The following is a 26,030-nucleotide window of genomic DNA, read 5'->3' on the forward strand; positions in this document are numbered from 1 at the left end:
AGACCGGTCCTGACGCGGGGGCCGCCCGCCCTGAAGCCGCGGGCCGGCGCACTTCCAGCATAGCCCGCGCGCGGCCGTCGCGAGCGGATGCTGGCCGTTAGGCCGACTGTCGGCCCGACGCGCCGTTTTGCAGAATCAGTCTCGGAAACGCGGCGTGGGCCGCGACGAGCTCGGGAGGCTGGGATGGCGGGAAGATGGCGGGCGCGGTTTGCGCAGGGCGGGCACCGGTCGACGGGAATCGACGTCGGTGCGGACGAGGTGAGGGTGGTCGTGCTGAGCCGACGTGGCCGGGGCGCCGAGGTGTGCGTCGAGGGGCTGGAGCGGGAGCCGGTCGGGTTGGCGGGCGGGCCGGAGGATGCGCGTTGGGCGGCGGTTGCGCGGGCGCTGGCCGCGGCCGTGTCGAGACTGTCGGCGGCCGACGTGCGGTGTAGCGCGCGCGGCGTGATGGCGTTGCACGATGACGAGATGCGCACCGCGATGCTGGACCTGGCCGGGCGGGACGACGTCGAGGACGCCGCGCGGCAGGCGGCCGAACGCATTTCGGGGCTCGCGCCGGACAGTCTCGCGTTCGACTGGCGGCAGGACGGCGGTGCGGGGGAGATCGAGGTTGCCGTGGCCTCGCTGGCGCTGCTCGAACGGCGGGTCGACGTGGCCGCGCAGGCTGGTGTCGATCTGACGGTGGTCGACTGCGAGTCGGCCGCGGCGCTGCGTGCGTTGCGCTATGCGGCGCAATGCGAACTCGACGCGCAGGCGGGCCCCTGCGCGGCGCTCTGGTTCCATGACTCGGGCGTGCAAGGCTGGCGAATCGACGGTTCGTCGGCCGTACCGGTGCTGAAGCTGTCCGTCGCGGCGCCGGGGGCGTTTTCCGATGCATTGCGCCGGCGCGCGCTCGGGGCCGTGTGCTGTGTCCTCGTGGCCGGGGACGAGCGCTGTATTGCACGCTTCGATACGTCCGTCGCCGAGATCGGCGACGTGGTCGGCGCGGTTGCGGTGCCGTTCGACTGCACGGGCTGGAGCGCGCAATCGTGCCTGTCCACCGGCATGCCGGGCGGCCCGGCATTGGCTGTTGCATTCGGGCTGGCATTGCGCGGAGTGTGGGAATGACGGCCCTCCGTGCGGAGCCGGGCGGCTTCAACCTGTTGCCGTACCGTGAGCGGCTGGCGCGGGCGTTGCGACGTCGTCGGGCCGCGCAGTGCGGTACGGCGATTCTGCTCGGCGTACTCGGCGCCGGCCTGTGGACGGGCGCCGCCAGCGGGGCGCGGTGGCGTGTGGATGCGGAGCGCGCAATCGTGGAGGCGCGGCTGCGGCAGTTGCAGCCACAGGTGGGTGCCGCGACGCGCGCCGCCAATGCGGCGGCCGTCGTCGCGCAGCGTGACGCGCAGGCGGCCGCGCGTGCCGCACCTTACCGGCACGTCGCGGGGCTGCTGGCGACCCTGGCGCAGGTGCACGACGGCACGGTTCGGCTCGATGCGCTGCGCACGACGTCGGCGGGTGCCGTGCTCGATGTCCGCGCCGTGAGCTATCGGGCGGCCGCACGATGGCTCGCGGGGATGGCGCGCGAGCAGCGTGGCTGGCGGATCGATATCGATGCATTGAAGCCAACCCCGGATGCGCCGGTCGCCGCCGGCGGGATGCCGTTCCGGTTCTCGGTCCAGTTGCGCTGGCACGACGCGATGCCGTCCCGGAAAGCATCGGGAGGCGGCGCATGACGGCGCTCGCGCATCGGCCCGCACCGCATCGCGGCGGATGGCGGAGCGGCGTGCGGCGCGTGTCGCCGGCGACTGCGCATGTCGCAGGCTGCGTGCTCGCGTTCGCGGCCGTGCTGACGGGCGGCATTCATCTGGCGAATGCCGCGGACTGGAGCGGGCTCGCGCACAGCCGCGCGTTGCTGGCGGCGGCGCAGAAGCAAGAGGCCGACGCGCAGCGTGTTCTCGCAGCCGCTGCACGGCAACACGACGCGCATCCGGCGGCGGCCGACGGCGATCGCTCGTCGCGTGAGCCGGAATGGGCCGCGTTGATGCTGGAGCTGGCCGATCGCGCCGCGTCGAGCGGGCTGCGCGGCGTATCGATCGAACTACTGCGCGCCGAGGGGGCAGTGCCGGAAGGGCAGCGCTCGGTGCGCATCGTCGCGGACGGCGGGTTTCGCGCGTTGCTGCAGACGGTCGGATGGCTGGCGCGTTTCCCGGTGCTGGCGGTGCCGACCACGCTGCGTGTCGAACGAGGAAGGGAGGCCGTGCGTGTGGAAATGGCGGTCGACGTGTTTCCGGGGTTACCGGCGACGACGTCCAAGGGCGGGGAGACGCCGGTTCTGGCCGACGCGCCCGGCGCCGATCCGTTCGGCGAGGCCGGCTCGCCTGAAACGGAGGGGGCGGCTGCCCGCCTCGCCGGCACGATTCGTGATAGGCGCGCCGGTCTCGCGTTGTTCGACGACGGCGACGGCGCATTCGCGGCCTTGGTGCCCGGCGAAGCCCTCGGGGCCGCGCGGGTGGTGCGAGTCGATCCCGTCGCCGTGACGCTCGCGACGGCGGATGGCGCGTACCGAGTCGCCCTGGACGACGGGAGGCGCCCATGATGAAGCAGGGATGTCGGGCGCTCGCCGTCTGGGCCGGATTGACGGCGGCCGGTGCAAGCGCCTCGTTGCCGCCGCTGCCGGCCGTCTGGCCTGCAGCATCGACGGAGATGCCGGTGCCGGGCCTGCCGTTGCCCCAACGCGCGGTGGACGGGGCGGACGGCCCAGCATCCGCGGAGGCCGGCCTGCCGCCGTTCGACCAGGCGGCTCGCACGGCGCTTCAGGCGGAGGCCGCCGCCCCGGCACCCGGGCTGGAGGGGCCGCCGATCCCGTTGGCGCCGCCGGCCCGGATGGGTGACGCCGCGGCGTGGCAACCAGGCGATGCGGACGACGCACGGCGGATTTCGCTGAATCTGCAGGGAGCGGGGCTTGCGGCCGCGTTCGACGCGTTCGCGCGGTTCACCGGGCTCAATATCGTCGTCGGCGAGCAGGTGCGCGGCACTGTCACGTTACGTCTGAACAATGTCCGCTGGCGCGACGCCTTCGACACGCTGCTCGACACGCACGGGCTCGCGATGTCGCGGCGGGGTAACGTGATATGGGTCACGCCGGCGGCCGAGCTGGCGGCGCGCGAACGCGAGCGCTTCGAAATGCACGCGCGGGCCGCGGATCTGGAGCCGCTTGCGAGCCGGACGTTCGCGCTGCGCTATCCGCGCGCGCAGGACGTGCAACGGCTGCTGGCCGGCGCGACCGGCCAGCGCCTGCTGTCGAAGCGCGGCGCCGCGGCGGCGGATCCGCGGACGAACCTGCTGTTCGTCACCGATCTCGCGCCGCGCCTCGACCAGGTCGCGAGCCTGATCGAGGCGATCGACCGGCCGTCGCGGCAGGTCCGGATCGAGGCCCGCATCGTCGAGGGCGAGCAAGGTTTTTCGCGCAATCTGGGCGCACGTGTCGCGCTGAGGGCGCAGGCGCGGCCGCCGTCGGGCGAGAGTGCGAGCGAAAGCGCCTCGTTCACGACCGGCGCGCGCAACGCGCTCGACCTTGCTGGGCGGCCGCTCGGCGGCTTCGAAGCGGCGACCGCCGGCTTCACGCTGTTTGCCGCGCCGCTCAGCCGTGTGCTCGACGTCGAACTGAGCGCGCTCGAGGCACAGGGGCGGGGCCAGATCGTTTCGAGCCCGCGCGTGGTGACCGCCGATCGTGTCAAGGCGATCGTCGAACAGGGTTCGGAGCTGCCGTACCAGGCGAAGGTGGGCAATGGCGTGAGCGGCGTGCAGTTCCGCCGGGCGACGCTCAAGCTCGAGGTCGAGCCGCAGATCACGCCGGACGGGCGCGTCGTGCTCGACCTGGACGTGACGAAGGACAGCGTCGGCGAGCCGACGGCGGCCGGCCCCGCGATTCATACGAAGCACGTACAGACGCGCGTCGAGGTCGAGAACGGCGGGACGGTCGCGATCGGCGGGATCTATGAGCAACTGAACCGGAACGATGTGACGCGCGTGCCGCTCTTGGGCAAAATACCGTTTCTGGGCGCGCTTTTCCGGCACCGCGCGCAACGCGACCAGCGCAGCGAACTGGTCGTCTTCATCACGCCGACGGTCGTCGATGCGCGCTGCGATGCACGCGGCATGGGCAGCGCGGATGCCGAAAAAACGGGGCCGGAAGCCGTCGGCGCAGGCTCGACAAGGCAGCCGCTTTGCCAGTAAGCTGCGCCACACACCAGCAAGATTGAAGCAGAGGAAGCCGTTGCAAGCGCGGGACCCACATGCAAACGTATTTTTCGTCGGCCTTATGGGAGCGGGTAAGACCACCGTGGGCCGTGCGGTCGCGCGTCGTCTCGACAGGACGTTCTTCGACTCCGACCACGAAATCGAGGCCCGCACGGGCGCGCGCATTCCGGTGATCTTCGAACTGGAGGGCGAGGCCGGGTTTCGCGATCGCGAAACGCAGGTCATCGCCGATCTCACGCAGCGCGAGAACATCGTGCTCGCGACGGGCGGCGGCGCGGTGCTGCGCCCGGAAAATCGCGACTGCCTGAAAAGCAACGGTATCGTCGTCTACCTGCGCGCGAACCCGCACGACCTGTGGCTGCGCACGCGCAAGGACAAGAACCGCCCGCTGCTGCAGACCGACGACCCGAAAGGGCGCCTCGAAGCGCTGTATGAAGTGCGCGACCCGCTGTACCGCGAATGCGCGGATTTCGTCATCGAGACCGGCCGTCCGTCGGTCAACGGTCTCGTCAACATGGTGTTGATGCAACTCGAACTGGCGGGCGTCATCGCCAAGCCGCTACAAGCATGATTACTGTCAACGTCGACCTGGGCGACCGCGCCTATCCGATTCACATTGGCGCCGGCCTGATCGGCCGCGCCGAGCTGTTCGCACCTCACATCAAGGGTTCTTCCGTCACGATCGTCACGAACACGACGGTCGATCCGCTCTACGGCGACGCGCTGCGCGCGGCGCTCGCGCCGCTCGGCAAGCGTGTGTCGACGGTCGTGCTGCCGGACGGCGAGGCGTACAAGAACTGGGAGACGCTGAACCTGATCTTCGACGGCCTGCTGACCGACCGCGCGGATCGCAAGACGACGCTCGTCGCGCTCGGCGGCGGCGTGATCGGCGACATGACGGGCTTTGCGGCCGCATGCTACATGCGCGGCGTGCCGTTCATCCAGGTGCCGACGACGCTGCTGTCGCAGGTCGATTCGTCGGTCGGTGGCAAGACGGGCATCAACCACCCGCTCGGCAAGAACATGATCGGCGCGTTCTACCAGCCGCAGGCCGTGATCGCGGACATCGGCGCGCTGACGACGTTGCCCGACCGTGAACTGGCGGCCGGTGTCGCCGAGATCATCAAGACCGGCGCGATCGCCGATGCGGCATTCTTCGACTGGATCGAGGCGAACGTCGACGCGCTGAACCGTCGCGACCCGGCTGCGCTCGCGCACGCGGTGAAGCGCTCGTGCGAGATCAAGGCGAGCGTGGTGGCGGCCGACGAACGCGAAGGCGGCCTGCGCGCGATCCTGAACTTCGGCCACACGTTCGGTCATGCGATCGAGGCCGGGCTCGGCTACGGCGAGTGGCTGCACGGCGAGGCGGTCGGCTGCGGGATGGTGATGGCAGGCGACCTGTCGGTGCGGCTCGGCCTGCTCGACGAAGCGTCGCGGCAGCGCCTCGATGCGGTGATCGCGGCTGCACACCTGCCGACCCGCGGGCCCGCGCTCGGCGACGCGCGCTACATGGACCTGATGCGCGTCGACAAGAAGGCGGAGGCCGGCGCGATCAAGTTCATCCTGCTGAAGCGATTCGGCGATACGTTGATCACGCAGGCGCCGGACGAAGCCGTATTCGCTACACTGGCGCAGACGACCCGCTAACGGGCGGCCCGGATGCCCCGGCGCCCCTGACATGGAGGAGACGTGAGCGAGACATCCAGCAGCACACTGCCCGAAGCCGGCCGCGTATCCGCTGCGCCGGTGGCCGAGCCGCCGACACTGGCGGCGCTGGAAGCCCATCTCGCTCCGTATGCCGCGCACGCGTCGCAGTCGCGCGGCCGCCGCCATCCGGAAACACCGCCGGCGGCGCGCACCGAATTCCAGCGCGACCGCGACCGCATCGTCCATTCGACCGCGTTTCGCCGGCTCGAATACAAGACGCAAGTCTTCGTCAATCATGAAGGCGACCTGTTCCGCACGCGTCTCACGCACAGCCTCGAAGTCGCGCAGATCGCCCGCTCGGTTGCGCGCAACCTGCGCCTGAACGAGGATCTCGTCGAGGCGATCTCGCTCGCGCACGATCTCGGCCATACGCCGTTCGGCCATGCCGGGCAGGACGCGCTGAACGCCTGCATGCGCGAGCATGGCGGCTTCGAGCACAACCTGCAGAGCCTGGCGGTCGTCGACGAGCTCGAGGAGCACTACGGCGCGTTCAACGGGCTGAACCTGTGCTTCGAGACACGCGAAGGCATTCTGAAGCACTGCTCGCGCGAGAATGCGCGCAAGCTCGGCGCGCTCGGCGAGCGCTTCCTGCAGGGCCGCCAGCCGTCGCTCGAAGCGCAGCTTGCCAACATCGCGGACGAGATCGCGTACAACAACCACGACGTCGACGACGGCCTGCGTTCCGGCCTGATCACGATCGAGCAGCTCGCGGAAGTCGAGCTGTGGCAGCACCACTACGAGGCGGCGCTCGCCGAGTTCCCGCACCTCGAAGGCCGCCGTCTCGTGCACGAGACGGTGCGCCGCATCATCAACACGCTGATCGTCGACCTGATCGACGAAACGACGCGCAATCTCGCGCGCGTCGCGCCGGCGTCGCTCGACGACGTGCGCGCGGCGCCGCCGCTCGTGTCGCACAGCGAATCCGTTGCCGCCCAGGCGGCCGCCCTCAAGCGTTTCCTCTTCAAGAACCTCTATCGCCACTACAAGGTGATGCGCATGGCGAGCAAGGCGCAGCGCGTCGTCACCGGGCTGTTCGATGCGTTCATCGACGATCCGCGGCTGCTGCCGCCGCCGTACCAGTCCGACGACGCCGCGCAGCAGCCGCGCCTCGTCGCGCACTACATCGCCGGCATGACCGACCGCTTCGCGCTGAAGGAGTATCAGCGCCTGTTCGTCATCAACGACAACTGACTGTCACAAACGATCACTAGACTTCGCCGGTTCAATGGCGATGGGAATGTTGCACACGCTGTTGGTAACGTTTTCATAGGAGAGAGGTCGATGAAGAAGAAGCCTGCGGGGACACTGGTTCGTTCGATCGCGCTCGGCGGCGCGCTGATGTTCGGGGTGCAGCACGTGGCGCTCGCCGCGACGGAAATCCAGTTCTGGCATGCGATGGAGGCCGCGCTCGGCGAGCGGGTCAACGCGATCGCCGACCAGTTCAACGCGTCGCAGAGCGACTACAAGATCGTGCCGGTCTTCAAGGGTACCTACGACCAGGCGCTCGCGGCCGGCATCGCGGCCTACCGCAGCGGCAATGCGCCGGCGATCCTCCAGGTCTATGAAGTCGGCACGGCCACGATGATGCAGGCGAAGAAGGCCGTCGTGCCCGTCTACGACGTGTTCAGGCAGGCTGGCGTGCCGCTCGACGAAAAGGCGTTCGTGCCGACCATCGCGAGCTACTACAGCGACGCGAAGACGGGCCATCTCGTGTCGATGCCGTTCAACAGCTCGACGCCGGTGCTGTACTACAACAAGGACGCGTTCAAGAAGGCCGGGCTCGATCCGAACCAGCCGCCGAAGACGTGGGCCGACGTGAAGGACGATGCCGAGAAACTGCGCAAGTCGGGGATGGCGTGCGGCTTCACGACCGGCTGGCAGGGCTGGATCCAGCTCGAAAACTACAGCGCGTGGCATGCGCTGCCGTTCGCGAGCCGCAACAACGGCTTCGACGGTACGGACGCCGTGCTCGAATTCAACAAGCCGCAGCAGATCGCGCACGTGTCGTTCCTGCAGCAGATGGCGAAGGACGGCACGTTCACGTACGCGGGCCGCAAGGACGAAGCATCGGCGAAGTTCTACAGCGGCGACTGCGGGATCATGACGACGTCGTCGGGCGCGCTCGCGAACCTGCAGAAGTTCGCGAAGTTCAGCTTCGGCACGGGCATGATGCCGTACGACGCGAACGTGAAGGGCGCGCCGCAGAACGCGATCATCGGCGGCGCGAGCCTGTGGGTGCTGGCGGGCAAGGATCCGGCGACCTACAAGGGCGTCGCGAAATTCCTCGCGTTTCTCGCATCGCCGGCCGTCGCCGCGAAGTGGCACCAGGACACGGGTTACCTGCCGGTCACCAAGGCGGCATACGACCTGACGCGCGAACAGGGCTTCTACGCGAAGAACCCGAGCGCCGAAACCGCGATCAAGCAGATGCTGAACAAGCCGCCGCTGCCGTACACGAAGGGGCTGCGCCTGGGCAACATGCCGCAGATCCGCACGGTCGTCGACGAGGAGTTCGAACAGGTCTGGGCGCAGAAGAAATCGCCGAAGGACGCGCTCGATTCGGCGGCCTCGCGCGGCAACGAGCTGCTGCGCCGCTTCGAGAAGTCGGGCAGCTAAGCGCGCATCGCGTTCGTGCCGCCGGCCGCGCCGCGCAAGCGCGCGGGCCGGCCGGCGGCGCGGTTTCCTTTCCGTTTCGCCTGACCGGATATCCGCGATGCAATCCCGTTCCCGTTTCGGCACGAGCCTGCTGCCGTACCTGCTGATCGCGCCGCAACTCGCGATCACCGCCGTGTTCTTCCTGTGGCCGGCCGGCGTCGCGCTATGGCAGTCGACGCAGATGCAGGACGCGTTCGGCACGTCGAGTGAATTCGTCGGCTTCTCGAACTTCACGCACCTGTTCGCCGATCCGCTGTATCTCGATTCGTTCCGCACGACGCTCGTGTTCAGCACGCTCGTCACGGTGAGCGGGCTCGTCGTGTCGCTGCTGCTCGCCGCGTGCGCCGACCGCGTGACCCGTGGCGCGCGCACATATCGCACGCTGTTGATCTGGCCGTACGCGGTCGCGCCGACGATCGCCGCCGTGCTGTGGGCGTTCCTGTTCAATCCGAGTATCGGCCTGATCACCTATGCGCTCGCGAAGGGCGGCATCGTGTGGAATCACGCGCTGAACGGCGGGCAGGCGATGTTCCTCGTCGTGCTCGCGTCGGTATGGAAGCAGGTGAGCTACAACTTCCTGTTCTTCTACGCGGGCCTGCAGGCGATTCCGCGTTCGCTGATCGAGGCGGCGGCGATCGACGGCGCGGGGCCGGTGCGACGTTTCTTCAACCTCGTGCTGCCGCTGCTGTCGCCCACCAGCTTCTTCCTGCTGGTCGTCAACCTCGTCTATTCGTTCTTCGACACGTTCCCGGTGATCGACGCGGCCACCGGCGGCGGCCCCGCGCAGAGCACGAAGACGCTGATCTACAAGATCTACGCGGAAGGCTTCCAGGGGCTCGACATCGGCAGCTCCGGCGCGCAGTCGGTGGTGCTGATGATCATCGTCGTCGGGCTCACGGTGATCCAGTTCCGTTTCGTCGAACGCAGGGTGCAATACGCATGATCGAAAATCGCAAGGGTTTCGACCTGTTCTGCCACGCGGTGCTGATCGCGGGCGTCGTGCTGATCGTGTTCCCCGTCTACGTCGCGTTCTGTGCGGCGACGATGAGCGCGCAGGAAGTGCTCACGGTGCCGCTGTCGCTCGTGCCGAGCACGCACCTGTTCGAGAACATCGCGTATATCTGGGGCCACGGCAGCGGTGCCGCGACGGCGCCGTTCGGCCGCCTGCTCGTCAACAGCTTCGCGATGGCGCTCGGCATCTCGGTCGGCAAGATCGCGGTGTCGATCCTGTCCGCATACGCGATCGTCTATTTCCGCTTCCCGTTCCGCAACACGGCGTTCTGGCTGATCTTCGTCACGCTGATGCTGCCGGTGGAAGTGCGGATCTTCCCGACCGTGCAGGTCGTGTCGACGCTGCACCTGACGAACACCTACGCCGGGCTGACGCTGCCGCTGATTGCGTCGGCCACCGCGACGTTCCTGTTCCGGCAGTTCTTCATGACGCTGCCCGACGAACTGATGGACGCCGCGCGCATCGACGGCGCGGGGCCGATGCGCTTCTTCTGGGACGTCGTGCTGCCGCTGTCGAAGACGAGCATCGCGGCGCTGTTCGTGATCACGTTCATCTACGGCTGGAGCCAGTACCTGTGGCCGATCCTGATCACGACGGAGGCATCGCTGTCGACGGCGGTGGTGGGCATCAAGATGATGATCGCGAGCGGCGACGCCGCGACCGAATGGCAATACGTGATGGCGGCGACGCTGCTGGCGATGATTCCGCCGCTCGTCGTCGTGCTGGCGATGCAGCGCTGGTTCGTGCGCGGCCTCGTCGATTCCGAGAAATGAACCACGGACGGTAACCGGGAGAAGGACCAGGTATGGCTGCGCTGAGCTTGAAGGGCGTCAGGAAATCCTACGACGGCAAGCAGCACGTGCTGCATGGCATCGACGTGGAGATCGCCGACGGCGAATTCATCGTGCTGGTCGGCCCGTCGGGCTGCGGCAAGTCGACGTTGCTGCGGATGATCGCGGGGCTCGAGACGGTGACGGACGGCGAGATCGCGATCGGCGAGCGCGTCGTCAACACGCTGGAGCCGAAGGATCGCGACATCGCGATGGTATTCCAGAACTATGCGCTGTATCCGCACATGACGGTCGCGCAGAACATGGGCTACGGGCTGAAGATCCGCGGGATCGAGCGCGCGACGATCGACTCGCGGGTGGCAGCGGCCGCGAAGATCCTCGAACTCGAGCCGCTGCTCGCGCGGCGCCCGCGCGAGCTGTCGGGCGGCCAGCGGCAGCGCGTCGCGATGGGGCGCGCGATCGTGCGCGAGCCGTCGGTGTTCCTGTTCGACGAGCCGTTGTCGAACCTCGACGCGAAATTGCGCGTGCAGATGCGGCTCGAGATCCAGCGGCTGCATGCGCGGCTCGCGACGACGAGCGTCTACGTGACGCACGACCAGATCGAGGCAATGACGCTCGCGCAGCGCGTGATCGTGATGAACCGCGGCTACGCGGAGCAGATCGGCGCGCCGGTCGACGTGTACGAGAAGCCGGCAACGGTGTTCGTCGCGGGCTTCATCGGCTCGCCCGCGATGAACCTGATGCACGGCCGGCTTTCGGACGACGGCGCGACGTTTACGGTCGCGGGCGGCGGTCCCGCGCTGCCGGTCGCCGGTTCGCCCGGCATCGGCGCGGAGATCGCCACCGGGCGCGACTGGGTGCTCGGCGTGCGTCCGGAGCATATGACACCGCAGCCGGGCGTCGCGCAGGCGACGCTGCCGGTCGACTCGTGCGAGCTGCTCGGCGCGGACAACCTCGCGCACGGCCGCTGGGGCAACCATGACGTCGCGGTGCGCCTGCCGCACGCGGACCGCCCCGCGCGCGGCACGGCGCTGGCGGCCGCACTGCCCGCGCACCGGCTGCATTTCTTCGATCCGGAGACCGGCAAGCGTGCCGGCTGAACCTGCTGCACCTGCCGGGAGACCGACGATGACAACCCGTACCGACTGGCCCTATCCGCGCGTCGTCGCCCATCGCGGCGGTGGCACGCTCGCGCCGGAGAACACGCTCGCCGCGCTCGACGAGGGCGCGCGCCGTGGCCACCGGATGGTCGAATTCGACGCGAAGCTGTCGGCCGACGACGTGACGTTCCTGCTGCACGACGACACGGTCGACCGGACGTCGAACGGTCACGGGCCGGCGGCGGGCATGCGATATGAGGCGCTGGCCGCACTCGATGCCGGCGCGTGGCGCGACGCGCGCTTCGCGGGCGAGCGGATGCCGACGCTCGAGGCGGCGGCGGCGCGTTGCATCGCGCACGGGCTGGCCGCCAACGTCGAGATCAAGCCGTGCCCGGGGCGCGAGCGCGAGACCGGGCGGCGCGTGGCGGCCGACGCGGCCGCATACTGGCGCGATGCCGCGGTGGCGCCGCTCTTGTCGTCGTTCTCGTTCGATGCATTGCAACAGGCGCGCGCGACGGCGCCGGCGCTGCCGCGCGGGATGCTTTACGAGGCCGTGCCGGACGACTGGCATGCGCAGGTTGTCGGCGCGCTCGGCTGCGTTTCGTTGCATGCAGACCACAAACAGCTGGACGAACCGCTCGTGCGCGCGATCAAGGCGGTCGGCCTGCGCATCCTGGTTTACACGGTGAACGACCTCGAACGCGCTCGCGAACTTGTGCGCTGGGGTGTCGACGCGGTCTGCACGGACCGGATCGACCTGATTGCCCCCGATGCGCTGGACGACATCGCGTAGCGGAATGCGCCGCGCGATGGCGCGTACGGGAAGACCCTGAGACAAAAAAACGACGCCCCGGCGGGATTTCCGCCGGGGCGTTTTACATCGTGGAGACGTTACGTCAGGAAAAATCCGCTACAAATTGCAGCGGGATTAACCATTCCCCAAATATTCGACTACGCTTAGAAGCGGTAGCCGACGTTCAGGTACGTGACGATCGGGTTCAGCGAGATGTGAGCCTTCGACGTTTCGGTCAGCGTGCCGACCTGGGTCCGCTTGGCCGTCGTGAAGGTCGCGGTCACGCTCACCGGGATGTACGACATCGAGAAGCCGGCAAACCAGTGTTTCGTGAAGTTGTACGTGAAGCCGGCGTTGAAGACGGGTGCCCACTGGTTGCTGGTCTGCGCGCTGGTCGGGCCGCCGAGCACGCCGTTCTCGAACGCGCTGTTCGTGATCTTTGCGCCGGTGAACCAGATATACGAAGCGCCGATGCCGACATACGGACGGAACTTCGCGTTGGCGTCGTTGAAGTAGTACTTCAGGAGGAGCGCGGGGCTCCACTGGTACGCACGGCCGAGCGTACCGAAACGCGAGAACTGGCCCTTGCCGGTGATGTCGAACTTCGGCGGGATGCCGGCGATGAACTCGGTAGCGATGTGGTCGGTCACGAAGTAACCGGTTGCCAGTGCGAGCGTGTCGGCGTCGCTGATGCCGGCGCCGGTGTTGGGAACCGACTGGTTGATCGGCGTGCCGCCTACGCCGTACAGGAACAGCGGGTCGCTGCTGTCCTGCGGCGCAAGGTGCAGCCAGCCGGTGCTGACGTAGAAATCACCTGCGGATTGTGCATGTGCCGTACCGCCCGCAAACGTAAATGCGAGCGCTGCAGCCCCCGTAATGGCCAGTTTTCGTTTCATTGTGTCTCCTCCGATCTAAGGCGTGCTCATTATGACGACTGCGTTTAAAACCAAACAAGCTCGTAAGTTAGAGTTTTCACCCTAGGATTAGTACGACCGTACGCATCCGCGCACCGACAGGACGGGCATTCTGTGCAAGTGCGCACTTCCGGACCCTCGGGTATTTCCTAACGCGTTCAAACGGACATTCAGCATGGCACGGTTAGCACGACTCTACGTTCCCGACCAGCCGCAGCACGTGATACTGCGCGGCCTGGATCAGCAACCCGCGTTCGTCGACGACCAGGACTACGAACTCTTCATCGATTGCCTGAAGGCCGCCGCGCGCGATCACCACCTGTCGGTGCACGCCTACGTGCTGCTGCCGCGCCAGGTGCAACTGCTCGTCACGCCGAGCGACGAGGCGAGCCTGCCGAAAGCGATGCAGGCTGTCGGCCGCCGCTACGTCGCGCATTTCAACCGGCGCTATTCGCGGCGCGGCACCCTGTGGGAAGGCCGCTATCGCGCGACCGTGATCGAAGGCGAGCGCTATTTCCTGCTCGCGAGCCGCGTCGTCGAGATGAGCCCGGTGCGCGCGCAGCTGGTCGCGACGCCGGAGGCCTATCGCTGGTCGAGCTACCGGCATCACGTCGGGCTCACCGTCGACAGCCTGATCACCGACCATCCGCTCTACTGGGCGCTCGGCAATACGCCGTTCGACCGCCAGCGCGCGTACAAGGAGCTGTGCGAGCAGCCGCTCGACGAGCGGCAGGCCGACCAGTTGCAGCAGGCGACGCTGAAAGGCTGGGTGCTCGGCGGCGAGAACTATCGCGAGTGGGCGGCGCGCACGGCAAACCGGCGCGTATCGCCGCTGCCGCGCGGACGCCCCAGAAAGGTGCGCGAGAACACGCCGCCGATCCAGCAGTAACGCGGGAAAGGCGGGCCAGAAGCGGCGCTGCGGGCGCCGCTTCTTTTTGCACCAAAACGATACAGCCCCAATAAAATGGCACCAGATCGAAGCATCCGTTTAATTGGGGTTCGATCAAGCGGTTTTTGTTGCTATTCCCTTGATTCGTCGCGTATATTCCGAATTCCGGTGGCCCGGGCGAAGCATGCCCACCCACTGTCGGCCGCGCCGTCTCCCGTCGGGAGCGGGATCGACGGCAACAAGAAAATGGTTCAACGGCCTCCAGGCCCCCTTTACGACGGTGTCCCCATGAACGACCACCAGCAGCCGCTCGCCGCGGTGCCCGCCGCACAAGGTCTGTATGACCCGCAAAACGAACACGACGCCTGCGGCGTCGGCTTCGTCGCTCACATCAAGGGCAAGAAGAGCCACGAGATCATTCAGCAGGGTCTGAAGATCCTCGAGAACCTCGATCACCGTGGCGCGGTCGGTGCCGATCCGCTGATGGGCGACGGCGCGGGCATCCTGATCCAGATTCCGGACGCGTTCTATCGCGAGGAAATGGCGAAGCAGGGCGTGAACCTGCCGCCGGCCGGCGAATATGGGGTCGGCATGATCTTCCTGCCGAAGGAAAACGCATCGCGTCTCGCGTGCGAGCAGGAGCTGGAGCGCACGGTGAAGGCCGAAGGCCAGGTCGTGCTCGGCTGGCGCGACGTGCCGGTCGACCATGCGATGCCGATTTCGCCGACCGTGAAGGCGAGCGAGCCGCTGATCCGCCAGATCTTCATCGGCCGCGGCAAGGACATCATGGTGACGGATGCGCTCGAGCGGAAGCTGTACGTGATCCGCAAGACGGCGAGCCACCGCATCCAGGCGCTGAAGCTCAAGCACGGCAAGGAATACTTCGTGCCGTCGATGTCGGCGCGCACGATCGTCTACAAGGGGCTGCTGCTCGCGGGCCAGGTCGGCGTGTACTACCGCGACCTGCAGGACACGCGCGTCGTGTCGGCGCTCGCGCTCGTGCATCAGCGCTTCTCGACCAACACGTTCCCGGCATGGGAACTGGCTCACCCGTACCGGATGATCGCGCACAACGGCGAGATCAACACCGTGAAGGGCAACGTGAACTGGCTGAACGCGCGTACCGGCGCGATCGCATCGCACGTGCTCGCCGACGATCTTCCGAAGCTGTGGCCGCTGATCTACCCGGGCCAGTCCGATACGGCGTCGTTCGACAACTGTCTCGAACTGCTGGTGATGGCCGGCTACCCGCTCGTGCACGCGGTGATGATGATGATCCCGGAAGCGTGGGAACAACACACGCTGATGGACGAGAACCGCCGCGCGTTCTACGAATACCACGCCGCGATGATGGAGCCGTGGGACGGCCCGGCCGCGATCGCGTTCACCGACGGCCGCCAGATCGGCGCGACGCTCGACCGTAACGGCCTGCGCCCGGCGCGCTACATCGTCACCGACGACGACCTCGTCATCATGGCGTCGGAAGCCGGCACGCTGCCGATCCCCGAATCGAAGATCGTCAAGAAGTGGCGCCTGCAGCCGGGCAAGATGTTCCTGATCGACATGGAACACGGCCGCATCATCGACGACAAGGAGTTGAAGGACAACCTCGCGAACGCGAAGCCGTACAAGAGCTGGATCGACGCGGTGCGCATCAAGCTCGACGAGATCGAGCCGAAGGCCGAGGAAGTCGCGGCCGGCCGTACGCAGGGCGCCGCGCTGCTCGACCGCCAGCAGGCGTTCGGCTATACGCAGGAAGACCTGAAGTTCCTGATGGCGCCGATGGCGCAGCAGGGCGAAGAGGCCGTCGGTTCGATGGGCAACGACTCGCCGCTCGCGGTGATGTCGAACAAGAACAAGACGCTCTATCACTACTTCAAGCAGCTGTTCGCGCAAGTCACGAACCCGCCGATCGACCCGATCCGCGAGAACATGGTCATGTCGCTCGTGTCGTTCATCGGCCCGAAGCCGAACCTGCTCGACACGAACAACATCAACCCGCCGATGCGTCTCGAAGTGTCGCAGCCGGTGCTCGACTTCAAGGACATCGCGAAGATCCGCGCGATCGACCAGTACACGGGCGGCAAGTTCAGCGCATACGAGCTGAACATCTGCTATCCGGTCGCGTGGGGCAAGGAAGGCATCGAGGCGCGCCTGGCGTCGCTGTGCGCGGAAGCCGTGGACGCGGTGAAGTCGGGCTACAACATGCTGATCGTGTCCGATCGCAAGACGGACGCCGAGCATGTCGCGATCCCGGCGCTGCTCGCCACGTCGGCGATCCACACGCACCTCGTCCAGCAAGGGCTGCGCACGAGCACGGGCCTCGTCGTCGAGACGGGCTCCGCACGTGAGACGCACCACTTCGCGCTGCTCGCGGGCTACGGCGCGGAAGCCGTGCACCCGTACCTCGCGATGGAAACGCTCGCGAAGATGGCCGAAGGCCTGCCGGGCGACCTGTCGCCGGAGAAGGCCGTCTACAACTTCACGAAGGCGGTCGGCAAGGGCCTGCAGAAGGTGATGTCGAAGATGGGCATCTCGACGTACATGTCGTACACGGGCGCGCAGATCTTCGAAGCGCTCGGCCTGTCGAGCGACCTCGTCGAGAAGTACTTCAAGGGCACGGCGTCGAAGGTCGGCGGCATCGGCCTGTTCGAAGTCGCGGAAGAAGCGATTCGCCTGCACCGCGACGCATTCGGCGACAACCCGGTCCTGCGCGACATGCTCGACGCGGGCGGCGAGTATGCATACCGCGTGCGCGGCGAAGACCACATGTGGACGCCGGATTCGATCGCGAAGCTCCAGCACGCGACGCGCAGCAACTCGTACCAGACGTACAAGGAATACGCGCACCTGATCAACGACCAGACCAAGCGTCACATGACGTTCCGCGGCCTGTTCGAGTTCAAGGTCGAGCCGACCAAGGCGATCCCGATCGACGACGTCGAGCCGGCGAAGGACATCGTCAAGCGCTTTGCGACGGGCGCGATGTCGCTCGGTTCGATCAGCACCGAAGCGCACGCGACGCTCGCGATCGCGATGAACCGGATCGGCGGCAAGTCGAACACCGGCGAGGGCGGCGAGGACGAGAAGCGTTACCGCAACGAGCTGCGCGGCATTCCGATCAAGTCGGGCGAGACGCTGAAGTCGGTGATCGGCGACGAGATCGTCAGCGACATTCCGCTGAAGGACGGCGATTCGCTGCGCTCGAAGATCAAGCAGGTCGCGTCGGGCCGCTTCGGCGTCACCGCCGAGTACCTGGCATCGGCCGACCAGATCCAGATCAAGATGGCGCAGGGCGCGAAGCCGGGCGAAGGTGGCCAGCTGCCGGGCCACAAGGTGTCCGAGTACATCGGCAAGCTGCGTTACTCGGTGCCGGGTGTCGGCCTGATCTCGCCGCCGCCGCACCACGACATCTACTCGATCGAGGATCTGGCGCAGCTGATCCACGACCTGAAGAACGTGAACCCGAGCTCGAGCATCTCGGTGAAGCTCGTGTCGGAAGTGGGCGTGGGCACGGTCGCGGCTGGTGTCGCGAAGGCGAAGGCCGATCACGTCGTGATCGCCGGCCATGACGGCGGCACGGGTGCGTCGCCGCTGTCGTCGGTCAAGCACGCGGGCACGCCGTGGGAACTCGGCCTCGCCGAAACGCAGCAGACGCTGGTGCTGAACCGCCTGCGCGGCCGGATCCGCGTGCAGGCCGACGGCCAGATGAAGACGGGCCGCGACGTCGTGATCGGCGCGCTGCTCGGCGCGGACGAATTCGGCTTCGCGACGGCACCGCTCGTCGTCGAGGGCTGCATCATGATGCGCAAGTGTCACCTGAACACGTGCCCGGTCGGCGTCGCGACGCAGGATCCGGTGCTGCGTGCGAAGTTCAAGGGCCAGCCCGAGCACGTCGTGAACTACTTCTTCTTCGTCGCCGAGGAAGTGCGCGAGATCATGGCGCAGCTCGGCGTCGCGAAGTTCGACGACCTGATCGGCCGCGCCGACCTGCTCGACACCCGCAAGGGCATCGAGCACTGGAAGGCGAAGGGCCTCGACTTCTCGCGCGTGTTTTACCAGCCGGAAGAGTGCGAGGACGTCGCGCCGCGTCACGTCGACGTGCAGGATCACGGCCTCGAGCGCGCACTCGACCACGTGCTGATCGAGAAGGCGAAGGCGGCGATCGAGAACGGCGAGCACGTGTCGTTCATCCAGCCGGTGCGCAACGTGAACCGCACGGTCGGCGCGATGCTGTCGGGCGTGATCGCGAAGAAGCACGGCCACGAAGGCCTGGCCGACGACGCGGTGCATATCCAGCTGAAGGGCACGGCCGGCCAGAGCTTCGGCGCGTTCCTCGCGAAGGGCGTGACGCTCGACCTCGTCGGCGACGGCAACGACTACGTCGGCAAGGGCCTGTCGGGCGGCCGGATCATCATCCGTCCGACCAACGACTTCCGCGGCAAGTCCGAGGAAAACATCATCTGCGGCAACACGGTGATGTACGGCGCGATCGAAGGCGAAGCCTTCTTCCGCGGCGTCGCGGGCGAGCGATTCTGCGTGCGCAACTCGGGCGCGACGGCGGTCGTCGAAGGCACGGGCGACCACGGCTGCGAATACATGACGGGCGGTACGGTCGTCGTGCTCGGCGAGACCGGGCGCAACTTCGCGGCCGGCATGTCGGGCGGTCTCGCGTACATCTACGATCCGGAAGGCACGTTCGCGGCGAAGTGCAACAAGTCGATGGTCGCGCTCGAGCCGGTGCTGCAGCAGGCCGAGCAGGAGCGCACGGTCGACCGCGCACTCTGGCATGCAGGCACGACGGACGAAGCGCTGCTCAAGGGGCTCGTCGAGCGTCATTTCCAGTTCACGGGTTCGCCGCGCGCGAAGTCGCTGCTGGAAAACTGGGACGCGGCGCGCCGCCAGTTCGTGAAGGTGTTCCCGCACGAATACAAGCGCGCGCTGGGCGAGATCGGTGCGAAGAAGGCGGCGAAGGAAGAACTGGCCGCCTGAGCGACGAACGACATAGCGAATGCCGCGCGCGCCTGACGGCCGCGCGCGGCTCCCCCACCCGATACACCGAACAGAAGAGCACCTTATGGGCAAGGCAACCGGTTTTCTGGAGTTCGAACGCCGCCACGAGGCGTACGAAGCACCGCTCACGCGCGTGAAGCACTACAAGGAATTCGTCGCGGCACTGACCGACGCGGACGCGAAGGTCCAGGGCGCGCGCTGCATGGATTGCGGCATCCCGTTCTGCAACAACGGCTGCCCGGTCAACAACATCATTCCGGATTTCAACGATCTCGTTTACCGCCAGGACTGGCAGCAGGCGATCGAAGTCCTGCATTCGACCAACAACTTCCCGGAGTTCACGGGCCGCATCTGCCCGGCGCCGTGCGAGGCGGCGTGCACGCTCGGGATCAACAACGACCCGGTCGGCATCAAGTCGATCGAGCACGCGATCATCGACAAGGCCTGGGCGGAGGGCTGGGTGAAGCCGCTGCCGGCCGAGCACAAGACGGGCAAGAAGGTTGCGGTCGTCGGTTCGGGCCCCGCGGGCCTCGCCGCCGCGCAGCAGCTCGCGCGCGCGGGCCACGACGTGACGGTGTTCGAGAAGAACGACCGTGTCGGCGGCCTGCTGCGTTACGGGATTCCCGACTTCAAGCTCGAGAAGTGGCTGATCGACCGCCGCATGCGCCAGATGGAAGCGGAAGGCGTGACGTTCCGCACCAGCGTGTTCATCGGCAAGGATCCGCTGCCCGAGTCGATCGGCAGCCTCGCGAAGGAAACCATTTCTCCGGACACGCTGAAGGAAGAATTCGACGCGGTCGTGATCGCGGGCGGTTCGGAAACGCCGCGTGACCTGCCGGTGCCGGGCCGCGAGCTCGCCGGCGTGCATTACGCGATGGACTTCCTGCCGCAGCAGAACCGCGTGAACGCGGGCGACAAGCTCGCCGACCAGCTGCTCGCGAAGGGCAAGCACGTGATCGTGATCGGCGGCGGCGATACGGGTTCGGACTGCGTCGGCACGTCGAACCGTCACGGCGCGAAGCAGGTCACGCAGTTCGAGCTGCTGCCGCAGCCGCCGGAAGAGGAGAACAAGCCGCTCGTGTGGCCGTACTGGCCGATCAAGCTGCGCACGTCGTCGTCGCACGAGGAAGGCTGCGAGCGCGACTGGGCGGTCGCGACGAAGCGTCTCGAAGGCAAGAACGGCAAGGTCGAGAAGCTGATCGCTGCGCGCGTCGAGTGGAAGGACGGCAAGATGCAGGAAGTGCCGGGCTCCGAGTTCGAACTGAAGGCCGATCTCGTGCTGCTCGCGATGGGCTTCACGCAGCCGGCGGCGCCGGTGCTCGAAGCGTTCGGCGTTGCGAAGGACGCGCGCGGCAACGCACGGGCGGCGACCGAAGGCGATCGCTCGTACTACACGTCGGTCGACAAGGTGTTCGCCGCAGGCGACATGCGTCGCGGCCAGTCGCTCGTGGTGTGGGCGATCCGCGAAGGCCGCCAGTGCGCGCGCTCGGTCGATGCGTACCTGATGGGGCATTCGAACCTGCCGCGATAAGCTGAATATCGCGAGCGGATTCGACGGAAGCCGGGCGTCCGAAAGGGCGCCCGGTTTTTTTTATGGCTGGCGCCAGCCGGGGCGCCCCGGTTTCACGTGCGAGACGGCGCCGTCCGATCGGGCTGCCTTGCCGTGCCGTCACGCCTCATTTTCGCGAAGCGTCGTCTAACCTGATGACATCCGGGCGCGATTTCTCGTCATCCCAAATCCTTTCGTTTTGTAATAATCCTTGAAAACTGTCATATCATGTCGCCCCTCGGGCCGCGTTCGCGGTCGACGCTCATGACTGACCCTATTTACAAGGAAACCGGATGGAAGCACTCCTGCATGGGCTGATCGACGCCGTCAACGGCGTGTTGTGGAACTACGTGCTGATCGCGCTGCTGCTCGGCGCCGGTGCGTGGTTCACGTTGCGGTTTCGGATGATCCAGCTGAAGGCGCTGTTCCTCAGCATGAAACTGGTCGGCAGCAAGGGCGAGCCGGGCAGCATCTCGTCGTTCCAGGCGTTCGCGACCGGGCTCGCGAGCCGCGTCGGCACCGGCAACATCGCCGGCGTCGCGGTCGCGCTGACGGTCGGCGGGCCGGGCGCGATCTTCTGGATGTGGATGACGGCGCTGGTCGGGATGTCGTCCGCGTTCGTCGAGGCGACGCTCGCGCAGATCTTCAAGGTGTCGCACCCGGACGGCAGCTATCGCGGCGGCCCCGCGTACTACATCCAGACGGGCCTGCGCTCGCGCGGCTTCGGCGTGCTGTTCTCGCTGTCGCTGATTCTCGCGTTCGGTTTCGTGTTCAACGCGGTGCAGGCGAACGCGATCGCCGACGCATTCCATACGTCGTTCGGCTGGAGCCGCGAGACGGTCGGCCTCGGCCTCGTCCTGCTGTCCGCGCCGATCATCTTCGGCGGCATCCGCCGTATCGCGACGGTCGCGCAGGTGATCGTGCCGCTGATGGCGATCGGCTATCTCGCGCTCGCGGTCTATGCGGTCGCGACGCACATCGCGCTCGTGCCGGACGTGATCGCGCTGATCGTGAGGAGCGCATTCGGCCTCGAGCAGGCGGCAGGCGGCCTGACCGGCTACGCGGTCAGCCAGGCAATCGCGATCGGCGTGAAGCGCGGGCTGTTCTCGAACGAAGCGGGGATGGGCAGCGCGCCGAACGCGGCCGCGACCGCGAGCACGCGGCACCCCGTCACGCAGGGGCTGATCCAGATGCTCGGCGTGTTCGTCGACACGATCGTGATCTGCAGCGCGACCGCGTTCGTGATCCTGCTGTCGGGCCAGTACGAAGTCGGCACGGGGATGGAAGGCGCGGCGCTCACGCAGCGCGCGATCTCGAGCCACGTCGGCGACTGGGGCGGTATCTACATGGCCGTCGCGATCTTCTTCCTCGCGTTTTCGTCGGTGATCGGCAACTACGCGTATGCGGAGGGCAACGTCGAATTCATCACGAAGCGGCGCGGCGTGCTGCCGCTGTTCCGTGTCGCGGTGCTCGGCATGGTGATGTTCGGCAGCGTCGGGCAACTGCCGCTCGTCTGGGCGATGGCCGATACGAGCATGGGATTGATGGCGATCATCAACCTGATCGCGATCCTCGCGCTCGGCAAGCATGCGCACGCCGCATGGGCCGACTATCGTCGCCAGCGCGCGGCGGGTATCGCCGATCCGGTGTTCACGCGCAACACGATCCCCGAGCTCGCGCGCGTGCTGCCGGCCGACGTGTGGGGCGAGCACGGCCCGCTGCCGCAGCGTCCCGCTTCGGCTCAAACGGCACGCACGCCGCGTGGCGCGGTGAGCGAGTCATGAACGGCGACCGGCTCCGTGCGTTCGTCGCGCTGATGCCCGATGCGGCTTCGCGCGACGCGCTGCACGCGTTGCCGGTCACCCGCGGGGCGCGGCGCACGCAGCCCGCGCAACTGCACATGACGCTCGCGTTCATCGGCGCGATCGAACGGGACCGATGCGAGGCGCTGGCCGCGCATCTGCCCGCGCTCGCGGCCGCCCATGCGCTGCCGTTGCTGCCGGTCGAGCGGATCGCGTGGTGGCCGAGCCTGCCGCGCGCGAGGCTGATCGTCGCGGAGCTCGCGGCCGATCCTGCCTGCCTGGCGTTGAATGCCGGGCTGGTTGCGCTGCTGGGCGAACTCGGCGTGCCGGCCGACCGGCGGCCGTTCCGGCCGCACGTGACGCTCGCGCGGCTGCCGCGCGATGCGGTCGGCCAGCCCGCGCACGGCGGTGCGCCCGGGCGGGCGGTCGCGGTGCGTGTCGAAGCGCTGACGTTGTTCGAAAGCCGGCTGTCGCACGAGGGCGTGTCGCATCGGCCGGTCGTGTCCGCGCCGATCGCATGGGTGGATAGTGAGGCGGACGGTCCGGCGCCGCAGTGAGCGGCTTGCGCACCGTGGTGTGATTGCCGGACGCGATGTGTATCGCGTCGGCGATATCGTCCGGCCTGCCGGGTCTGCCGGGTCTGCCGGGTCTGCCGAGCCTGCCGGGCCAGCTGAGCCGCCGAGGCACCGGGCCGCCGAGGCACCGGGCCACCGGGCCGCCGAGCCCCCGAGCCCCCGAGCCCCCGAGCCCCCGAGCCCCCGAGCCCCCGAGCCCCCGAGGCACCGAGGCACCGAGGCACCGAGGCACCGAGGCACCGAGGCACCGAGGCAGCAGGCCACCGGGCCACCGGGCCTACCGGCCGTAGCGCGCGAGCGTCAGGCCCGACAAGTCGATCTCCGGTTCCCGTCCCGTGACGAGATCCGCCACCACCTTCCCCGACCCCATCGACATCGCCCAACCCGTCGAGCCGTGGCCGACGTTGAGCCAGAGCCCGTCGATCCCGCTCGCGCCGAGCAGCGGCGGCCCGTCGGGCGTCATCGGCCGGCGGCCGACCCAGAAGCGCGCCGATGCGCGATCGGCCGCGTGCGGGAACCAGTCGTCGAGCACCTTCATCAGCGTATCGAGCGCCTGCCGGCGCAGCGCTGCATGCCGGTTGCCGAGTTCCGCCGTACCCGCGACGCGCAACGTCGGGCCGAAGCGCGTGATCGCCGTCTTCAGCGATTCGTCCATCAGCGCGGCGTGCGGCGCTTTTTCGTCGTCGACGACGGAGAGCGTCGCCGAGTAACCCTTCACCGGATAGAGCGGCACGTCGATGCCGTGCGGCCGCAGCAGCGCGGCGCTGTCGACGCCGAGCGCGACGACGATCGCGTCGGCGGCGAGCCGCGCGTCGCGTTGCTTGCTGCCGGCGTTCGATGCGTGCGGATGCGCTCGTGCACGATCCGGCGTATCGTCATCCTCGTTGCCGTTACCGACGGTCCGCACGCCGCGCACCCGGCCCGCTTCAACGTCGAGCGCCTGCACGTCCGTGTGAAAGCGGAACGTCACGCCGTTTGCTTCGCACAGCGCCCGCAGTTCACGCGTAAAGCGTGCGCAGTCGCCCGCTTCGTCGTCGGGCAGGTAGATGCCGCCGACGGGTGCCTGCTGCGCCCAGCGCAGGCCCGGCTCGATCGCCGTGCAGCCGGCCGCATCGAGCTCGCGAAACGCGATGCCGGCGTCGCGCAGCACCTTCAGCGCAGGCTGGACCATCTGCACGTCGAACGCACCGCGCAGCAGCTGGAGGTAGCCCCGGCTCGCGCCGTAGTCGAACGGATGCCGGTCACGAAAGGCGTGCAGGCATGCGCGGCTGTAATAGGCGATGCGCTGCATCCGCTGCTTGTTCACACGGAACCGCTCGAATTCGCATTCGCGCAGCCAGCGCGCGATCCAGCGCCACTGCGCGGCTTCGAGCGTCGGCCGGAAGATCAGCGGCGACGCGGGCTCGAACAGGTACTTGAGGATCTTGCCGGGCATCCCGGGGGCGGCCCACGGCGTCACGTAGCCGGGCGCGATCACGCCCGCGTTGCCGAGGCTCGTCGCCAGCGCGACATCGGCCTCGCGTTCGATCACGGTGACCTCGCAACCTGCTTCGCGCAGGTGCCAGGCAGTGGTGACGCCGATCACGCCGGCGCCGAGAACGATCACGTGCATGCGGTTTCCGGAACGTGGCGGTTGCTCAGGACGCGACGGCCGGATCGTCGACGAGCGACTTGCCGCGCGTTTCCGGCAGGACGAGCGCCGCGACGATCACGAGCAGGTAGCCGCCGCCCGCGACGAGGCCGATCGCCTTCACGAGCGACATCGACTGCGACAGCGAGCCGACGAGGATCGGGAAGAACGAGCCGAGCCCGCGCCCGAGGTTGTAGCAGAAGCCCTGGCCCGAGCCGCGGATCGCACCGGGATACAGCTCCGACAGGTACGCGCCGACGCCCGCGAAGATCCCTTGCACGACAATCCCGAGCGGGAAGCCGAGCAGCAGCATCGCGGTGTCGGTGATCGGCAGCATCGTGTACGCCATGCCGAGCGAGAACGAACCGATCGCGAACAGGATGAACGACGCGCGGCGGCCGAGCCGGTCGGACAGGATCGCGCCGACCACGTAGCCCACGAACGAGCCGACGATCAGCACGACGAGATAGCCGCTCGTGTTGAACACCGACAGGTGGCGGACGGTTTTCAGGTAGGTGGGCAGCCACGTCGTGATCGCGTAGTAGCCGCCCAGCATCCCGGTGCACAGCGCGCTGCCGAACAGCGTCGCGCGCAGGTGCGGCGGCGAGAAGATCTCGAGGAAGTGGCCCGACACGCGGCCTTCGTCGCGCGCGCGGCGGGTGGCCGTGTAGATGTCCGGATCGCTGACGTTGCGGCGGATGTACAGGATCCACAGCGCGGGCGCGATGCCGATCCAGAAGCATGCGCGCCATGCGACCTGCTCGGGCAGCAGCGCGAAGAACGCCCAGTAGAGGATCGCGGCCGCGCCCCAGCCGAACGACCAGCTGCTCTGCACGGTGCCGACGGCTTTCGCGCGGTGTTCGGGCGAGCGGATCGTCTCGGCCATCATGATCGTCACGACCGACCATTCGCCGCCGAAGCCGAAGCCCTGCAGCGTGCGTGTCGCGAGCAGTTGCCAGAACGAATGGGTGAAGCCGGACAGGCACGTGAACAGCGCGAACGTCGCGATCGTCCACTGCAGCACGCGCACGCGGCCGTAGCGGTCGGCGAGGATGCCGGCGACCCAGCCGCCGAGCGCGGACGAGATCAGCGAGCTCGTCGCGATCATCCCGGCCTCGCTCTTCGTCATGCCCCAGGCTGCGATCAGCGTCGGAATCAGGAACGAATAGATCATGAAGTCGAACGCATCGACCGCGTAGCCGCCGAATCCGGCATACAGCGTCCTGCGTTCGCGTGTCGACAACTCGTCGAACCACTGGAATGCCTGCATGCTTGCCGTCCCCCTGTTGTCTCGTCCTGTCTCGCGCTGCCGCGTGGCGGTTATTTTACGGGCGGGGAGCGGGGCGCCAAAAAGACGGGAGCGA

20 protein-coding genes are annotated in these 26,030 nt (G+C 67.7%); 17 read left to right on the forward strand and 3 right to left on the reverse strand.

The genetic code is table 11. From position 1 onward, the window contains the following. The first annotated feature begins 183 nt into the window (after window positions 1–183). From AB3K92_RS23955 to ugpQ, 12 genes are all read left to right on the forward strand, one after another. On the forward strand, window positions 184–1,104 hold the full coding sequence (locus AB3K92_RS23955) for a competence protein ComA (protein WP_369465943.1): 921 nt from the start codon (window positions 184–186) through the stop codon (window positions 1,102–1,104). Next, the gene (locus AB3K92_RS23960) at window positions 1,101–1,709 is read left to right on the forward strand and encodes a hypothetical protein (protein WP_059857802.1); all 609 of its coding nucleotides are present in this window, start codon (window positions 1,101–1,103) and stop codon (window positions 1,707–1,709) included. Before AB3K92_RS23955 ends, AB3K92_RS23960 begins: the two co-directional genes overlap by 4 nt. Next, the gene (locus tag AB3K92_RS23965; protein WP_369465944.1) at window positions 1,706–2,572 is read left to right on the forward strand and encodes a pilus assembly protein; all 867 of its coding nucleotides are present in this window, start codon (window positions 1,706–1,708) and stop codon (window positions 2,570–2,572) included. Before AB3K92_RS23960 ends, AB3K92_RS23965 begins: the two co-directional genes overlap by 4 nt. Further along, on the forward strand, window positions 2,569–4,212 hold the full coding sequence (gene pilQ, locus AB3K92_RS23970) for a type IV pilus secretin PilQ (protein ID WP_369465945.1): 1,644 nt from the start codon (window positions 2,569–2,571) through the stop codon (window positions 4,210–4,212). Before AB3K92_RS23965 ends, pilQ begins: the two co-directional genes overlap by 4 nt. Before the next feature lie 40 nt (window positions 4,213–4,252). Beyond that, on the forward strand, window positions 4,253–4,807 hold the full coding sequence (aroK, locus tag AB3K92_RS23975) for a shikimate kinase AroK (RefSeq protein ID WP_034189844.1): 555 nt from the start codon (window positions 4,253–4,255) through the stop codon (window positions 4,805–4,807). After that, window positions 4,804–5,883, forward strand: coding sequence for a 3-dehydroquinate synthase (gene aroB, locus AB3K92_RS23980; protein WP_027788565.1), 1,080 nt, complete (start codon window positions 4,804–4,806; stop codon window positions 5,881–5,883). The genes aroK and aroB overlap by 4 nt, the downstream gene beginning before the upstream one ends. Window positions 5,884–5,949: 66 nt before the next feature. Then, complete coding sequence (locus AB3K92_RS23985) at window positions 5,950–7,134, forward strand: deoxyguanosinetriphosphate triphosphohydrolase (RefSeq protein WP_369466854.1); 1,185 nt, start codon at window positions 5,950–5,952, stop codon at window positions 7,132–7,134. A 90-nt stretch (window positions 7,135–7,224) separates the two neighbouring features. Next, window positions 7,225–8,559 carry a sn-glycerol-3-phosphate ABC transporter substrate-binding protein UgpB gene (ugpB, locus tag AB3K92_RS23990; RefSeq protein ID WP_048025746.1) on the forward strand — a complete coding sequence of 445 codons (1,335 nt, stop codon included), beginning with the start codon at window positions 7,225–7,227 and terminating at the stop codon, window positions 8,557–8,559. A gap of 97 nt (window positions 8,560–8,656) precedes the next feature. Then, window positions 8,657–9,541 (forward strand): sn-glycerol-3-phosphate ABC transporter permease UgpA, encoded by an 885-nt coding sequence (ugpA, locus tag AB3K92_RS23995; protein ID WP_369465946.1) that lies wholly within the window; start codon window positions 8,657–8,659, stop codon window positions 9,539–9,541. Then, on the forward strand, window positions 9,538–10,383 hold the full coding sequence (gene ugpE, locus AB3K92_RS24000) for a sn-glycerol-3-phosphate ABC transporter permease UgpE (RefSeq protein ID WP_027788562.1): 846 nt from the start codon (window positions 9,538–9,540) through the stop codon (window positions 10,381–10,383). The genes ugpA and ugpE overlap by 4 nt, the downstream gene beginning before the upstream one ends. 32 nt (window positions 10,384–10,415) lie before the next feature. Then, window positions 10,416–11,501, forward strand: coding sequence for a sn-glycerol-3-phosphate import ATP-binding protein UgpC (locus AB3K92_RS24005; RefSeq protein WP_042977269.1), 1,086 nt, complete (start codon window positions 10,416–10,418; stop codon window positions 11,499–11,501). Window positions 11,502–11,529: 28 nt separating this feature from the next. Beyond that, window positions 11,530–12,294 carry a glycerophosphodiester phosphodiesterase gene (gene ugpQ / locus AB3K92_RS24010; protein WP_369465947.1) on the forward strand — a complete coding sequence of 255 codons (765 nt, stop codon included), beginning with the start codon at window positions 11,530–11,532 and terminating at the stop codon, window positions 12,292–12,294. Window positions 12,295–12,458: 164 nt separating this feature from the next. Here the strand turns inward: ugpQ and AB3K92_RS24015 are convergent, their stop codons facing one another. Beyond that, window positions 12,459–13,190: an OmpW family protein gene (locus AB3K92_RS24015; RefSeq protein ID WP_021162706.1), complete on the reverse strand. Its 732-nt coding sequence runs from the start codon at window positions 13,188–13,190 to the stop codon at window positions 12,459–12,461. Between the two features lie 193 nt (window positions 13,191–13,383). Here AB3K92_RS24015 and AB3K92_RS24020 point away from each other — a divergent pair, with 193 nt between their 5' ends. From AB3K92_RS24020 to thpR, 5 genes are all read left to right on the forward strand, one after another. Beyond that, window positions 13,384–14,097 carry a transposase gene (locus AB3K92_RS24020; RefSeq protein ID WP_006477151.1) on the forward strand — a complete coding sequence of 238 codons (714 nt, stop codon included), beginning with the start codon at window positions 13,384–13,386 and terminating at the stop codon, window positions 14,095–14,097. A 288-nt stretch (window positions 14,098–14,385) separates the two neighbouring features. Continuing rightward, window positions 14,386–19,089 (forward strand): glutamate synthase-related protein, encoded by a 4,704-nt coding sequence (locus AB3K92_RS24025; protein WP_021162704.1) that lies wholly within the window; start codon window positions 14,386–14,388, stop codon window positions 19,087–19,089. Between the two features lie 85 nt (window positions 19,090–19,174). After that, window positions 19,175–20,641, forward strand: a complete 1,467-nt coding sequence (locus tag AB3K92_RS24030; protein WP_021162703.1) for a glutamate synthase subunit beta — start codon at window positions 19,175–19,177, stop codon at window positions 20,639–20,641. Between the two features lie 311 nt (window positions 20,642–20,952). Beyond that, complete coding sequence (locus AB3K92_RS24035; protein WP_059859855.1) at window positions 20,953–22,443, forward strand: sodium:alanine symporter family protein; 1,491 nt, start codon at window positions 20,953–20,955, stop codon at window positions 22,441–22,443. Then, complete coding sequence (gene thpR, locus AB3K92_RS24040; RefSeq protein ID WP_124469771.1) at window positions 22,440–23,018, forward strand: RNA 2',3'-cyclic phosphodiesterase; 579 nt, start codon at window positions 22,440–22,442, stop codon at window positions 23,016–23,018. The genes AB3K92_RS24035 and thpR overlap by 4 nt, the downstream gene beginning before the upstream one ends. A gap of 295 nt (window positions 23,019–23,313) precedes the next feature. Here the strand turns inward: thpR and AB3K92_RS24045 are convergent, their stop codons facing one another. Further along, a complete protein-coding gene (locus AB3K92_RS24045) occupies window positions 23,314–24,648 on the reverse strand; it encodes a D-amino acid dehydrogenase (protein ID WP_060233284.1) in 1,335 nt (444 codons plus the stop codon). A 25-nt stretch (window positions 24,649–24,673) separates the two neighbouring features. Then, window positions 24,674–25,936, reverse strand: a complete 1,263-nt coding sequence (locus AB3K92_RS24050) for an MFS transporter (RefSeq protein WP_027788552.1) — start codon at window positions 25,934–25,936, stop codon at window positions 24,674–24,676. Window positions 25,937–26,030 lie beyond the last annotated feature (94 nt).

It is taken from the genome of Burkholderia sp. Bmkn7 (genome assembly GCF_041103175.1).
GTDB classification, from domain to species: Bacteria; Pseudomonadota; Gammaproteobacteria; order Burkholderiales; family Burkholderiaceae; genus Burkholderia; species Burkholderia cepacia.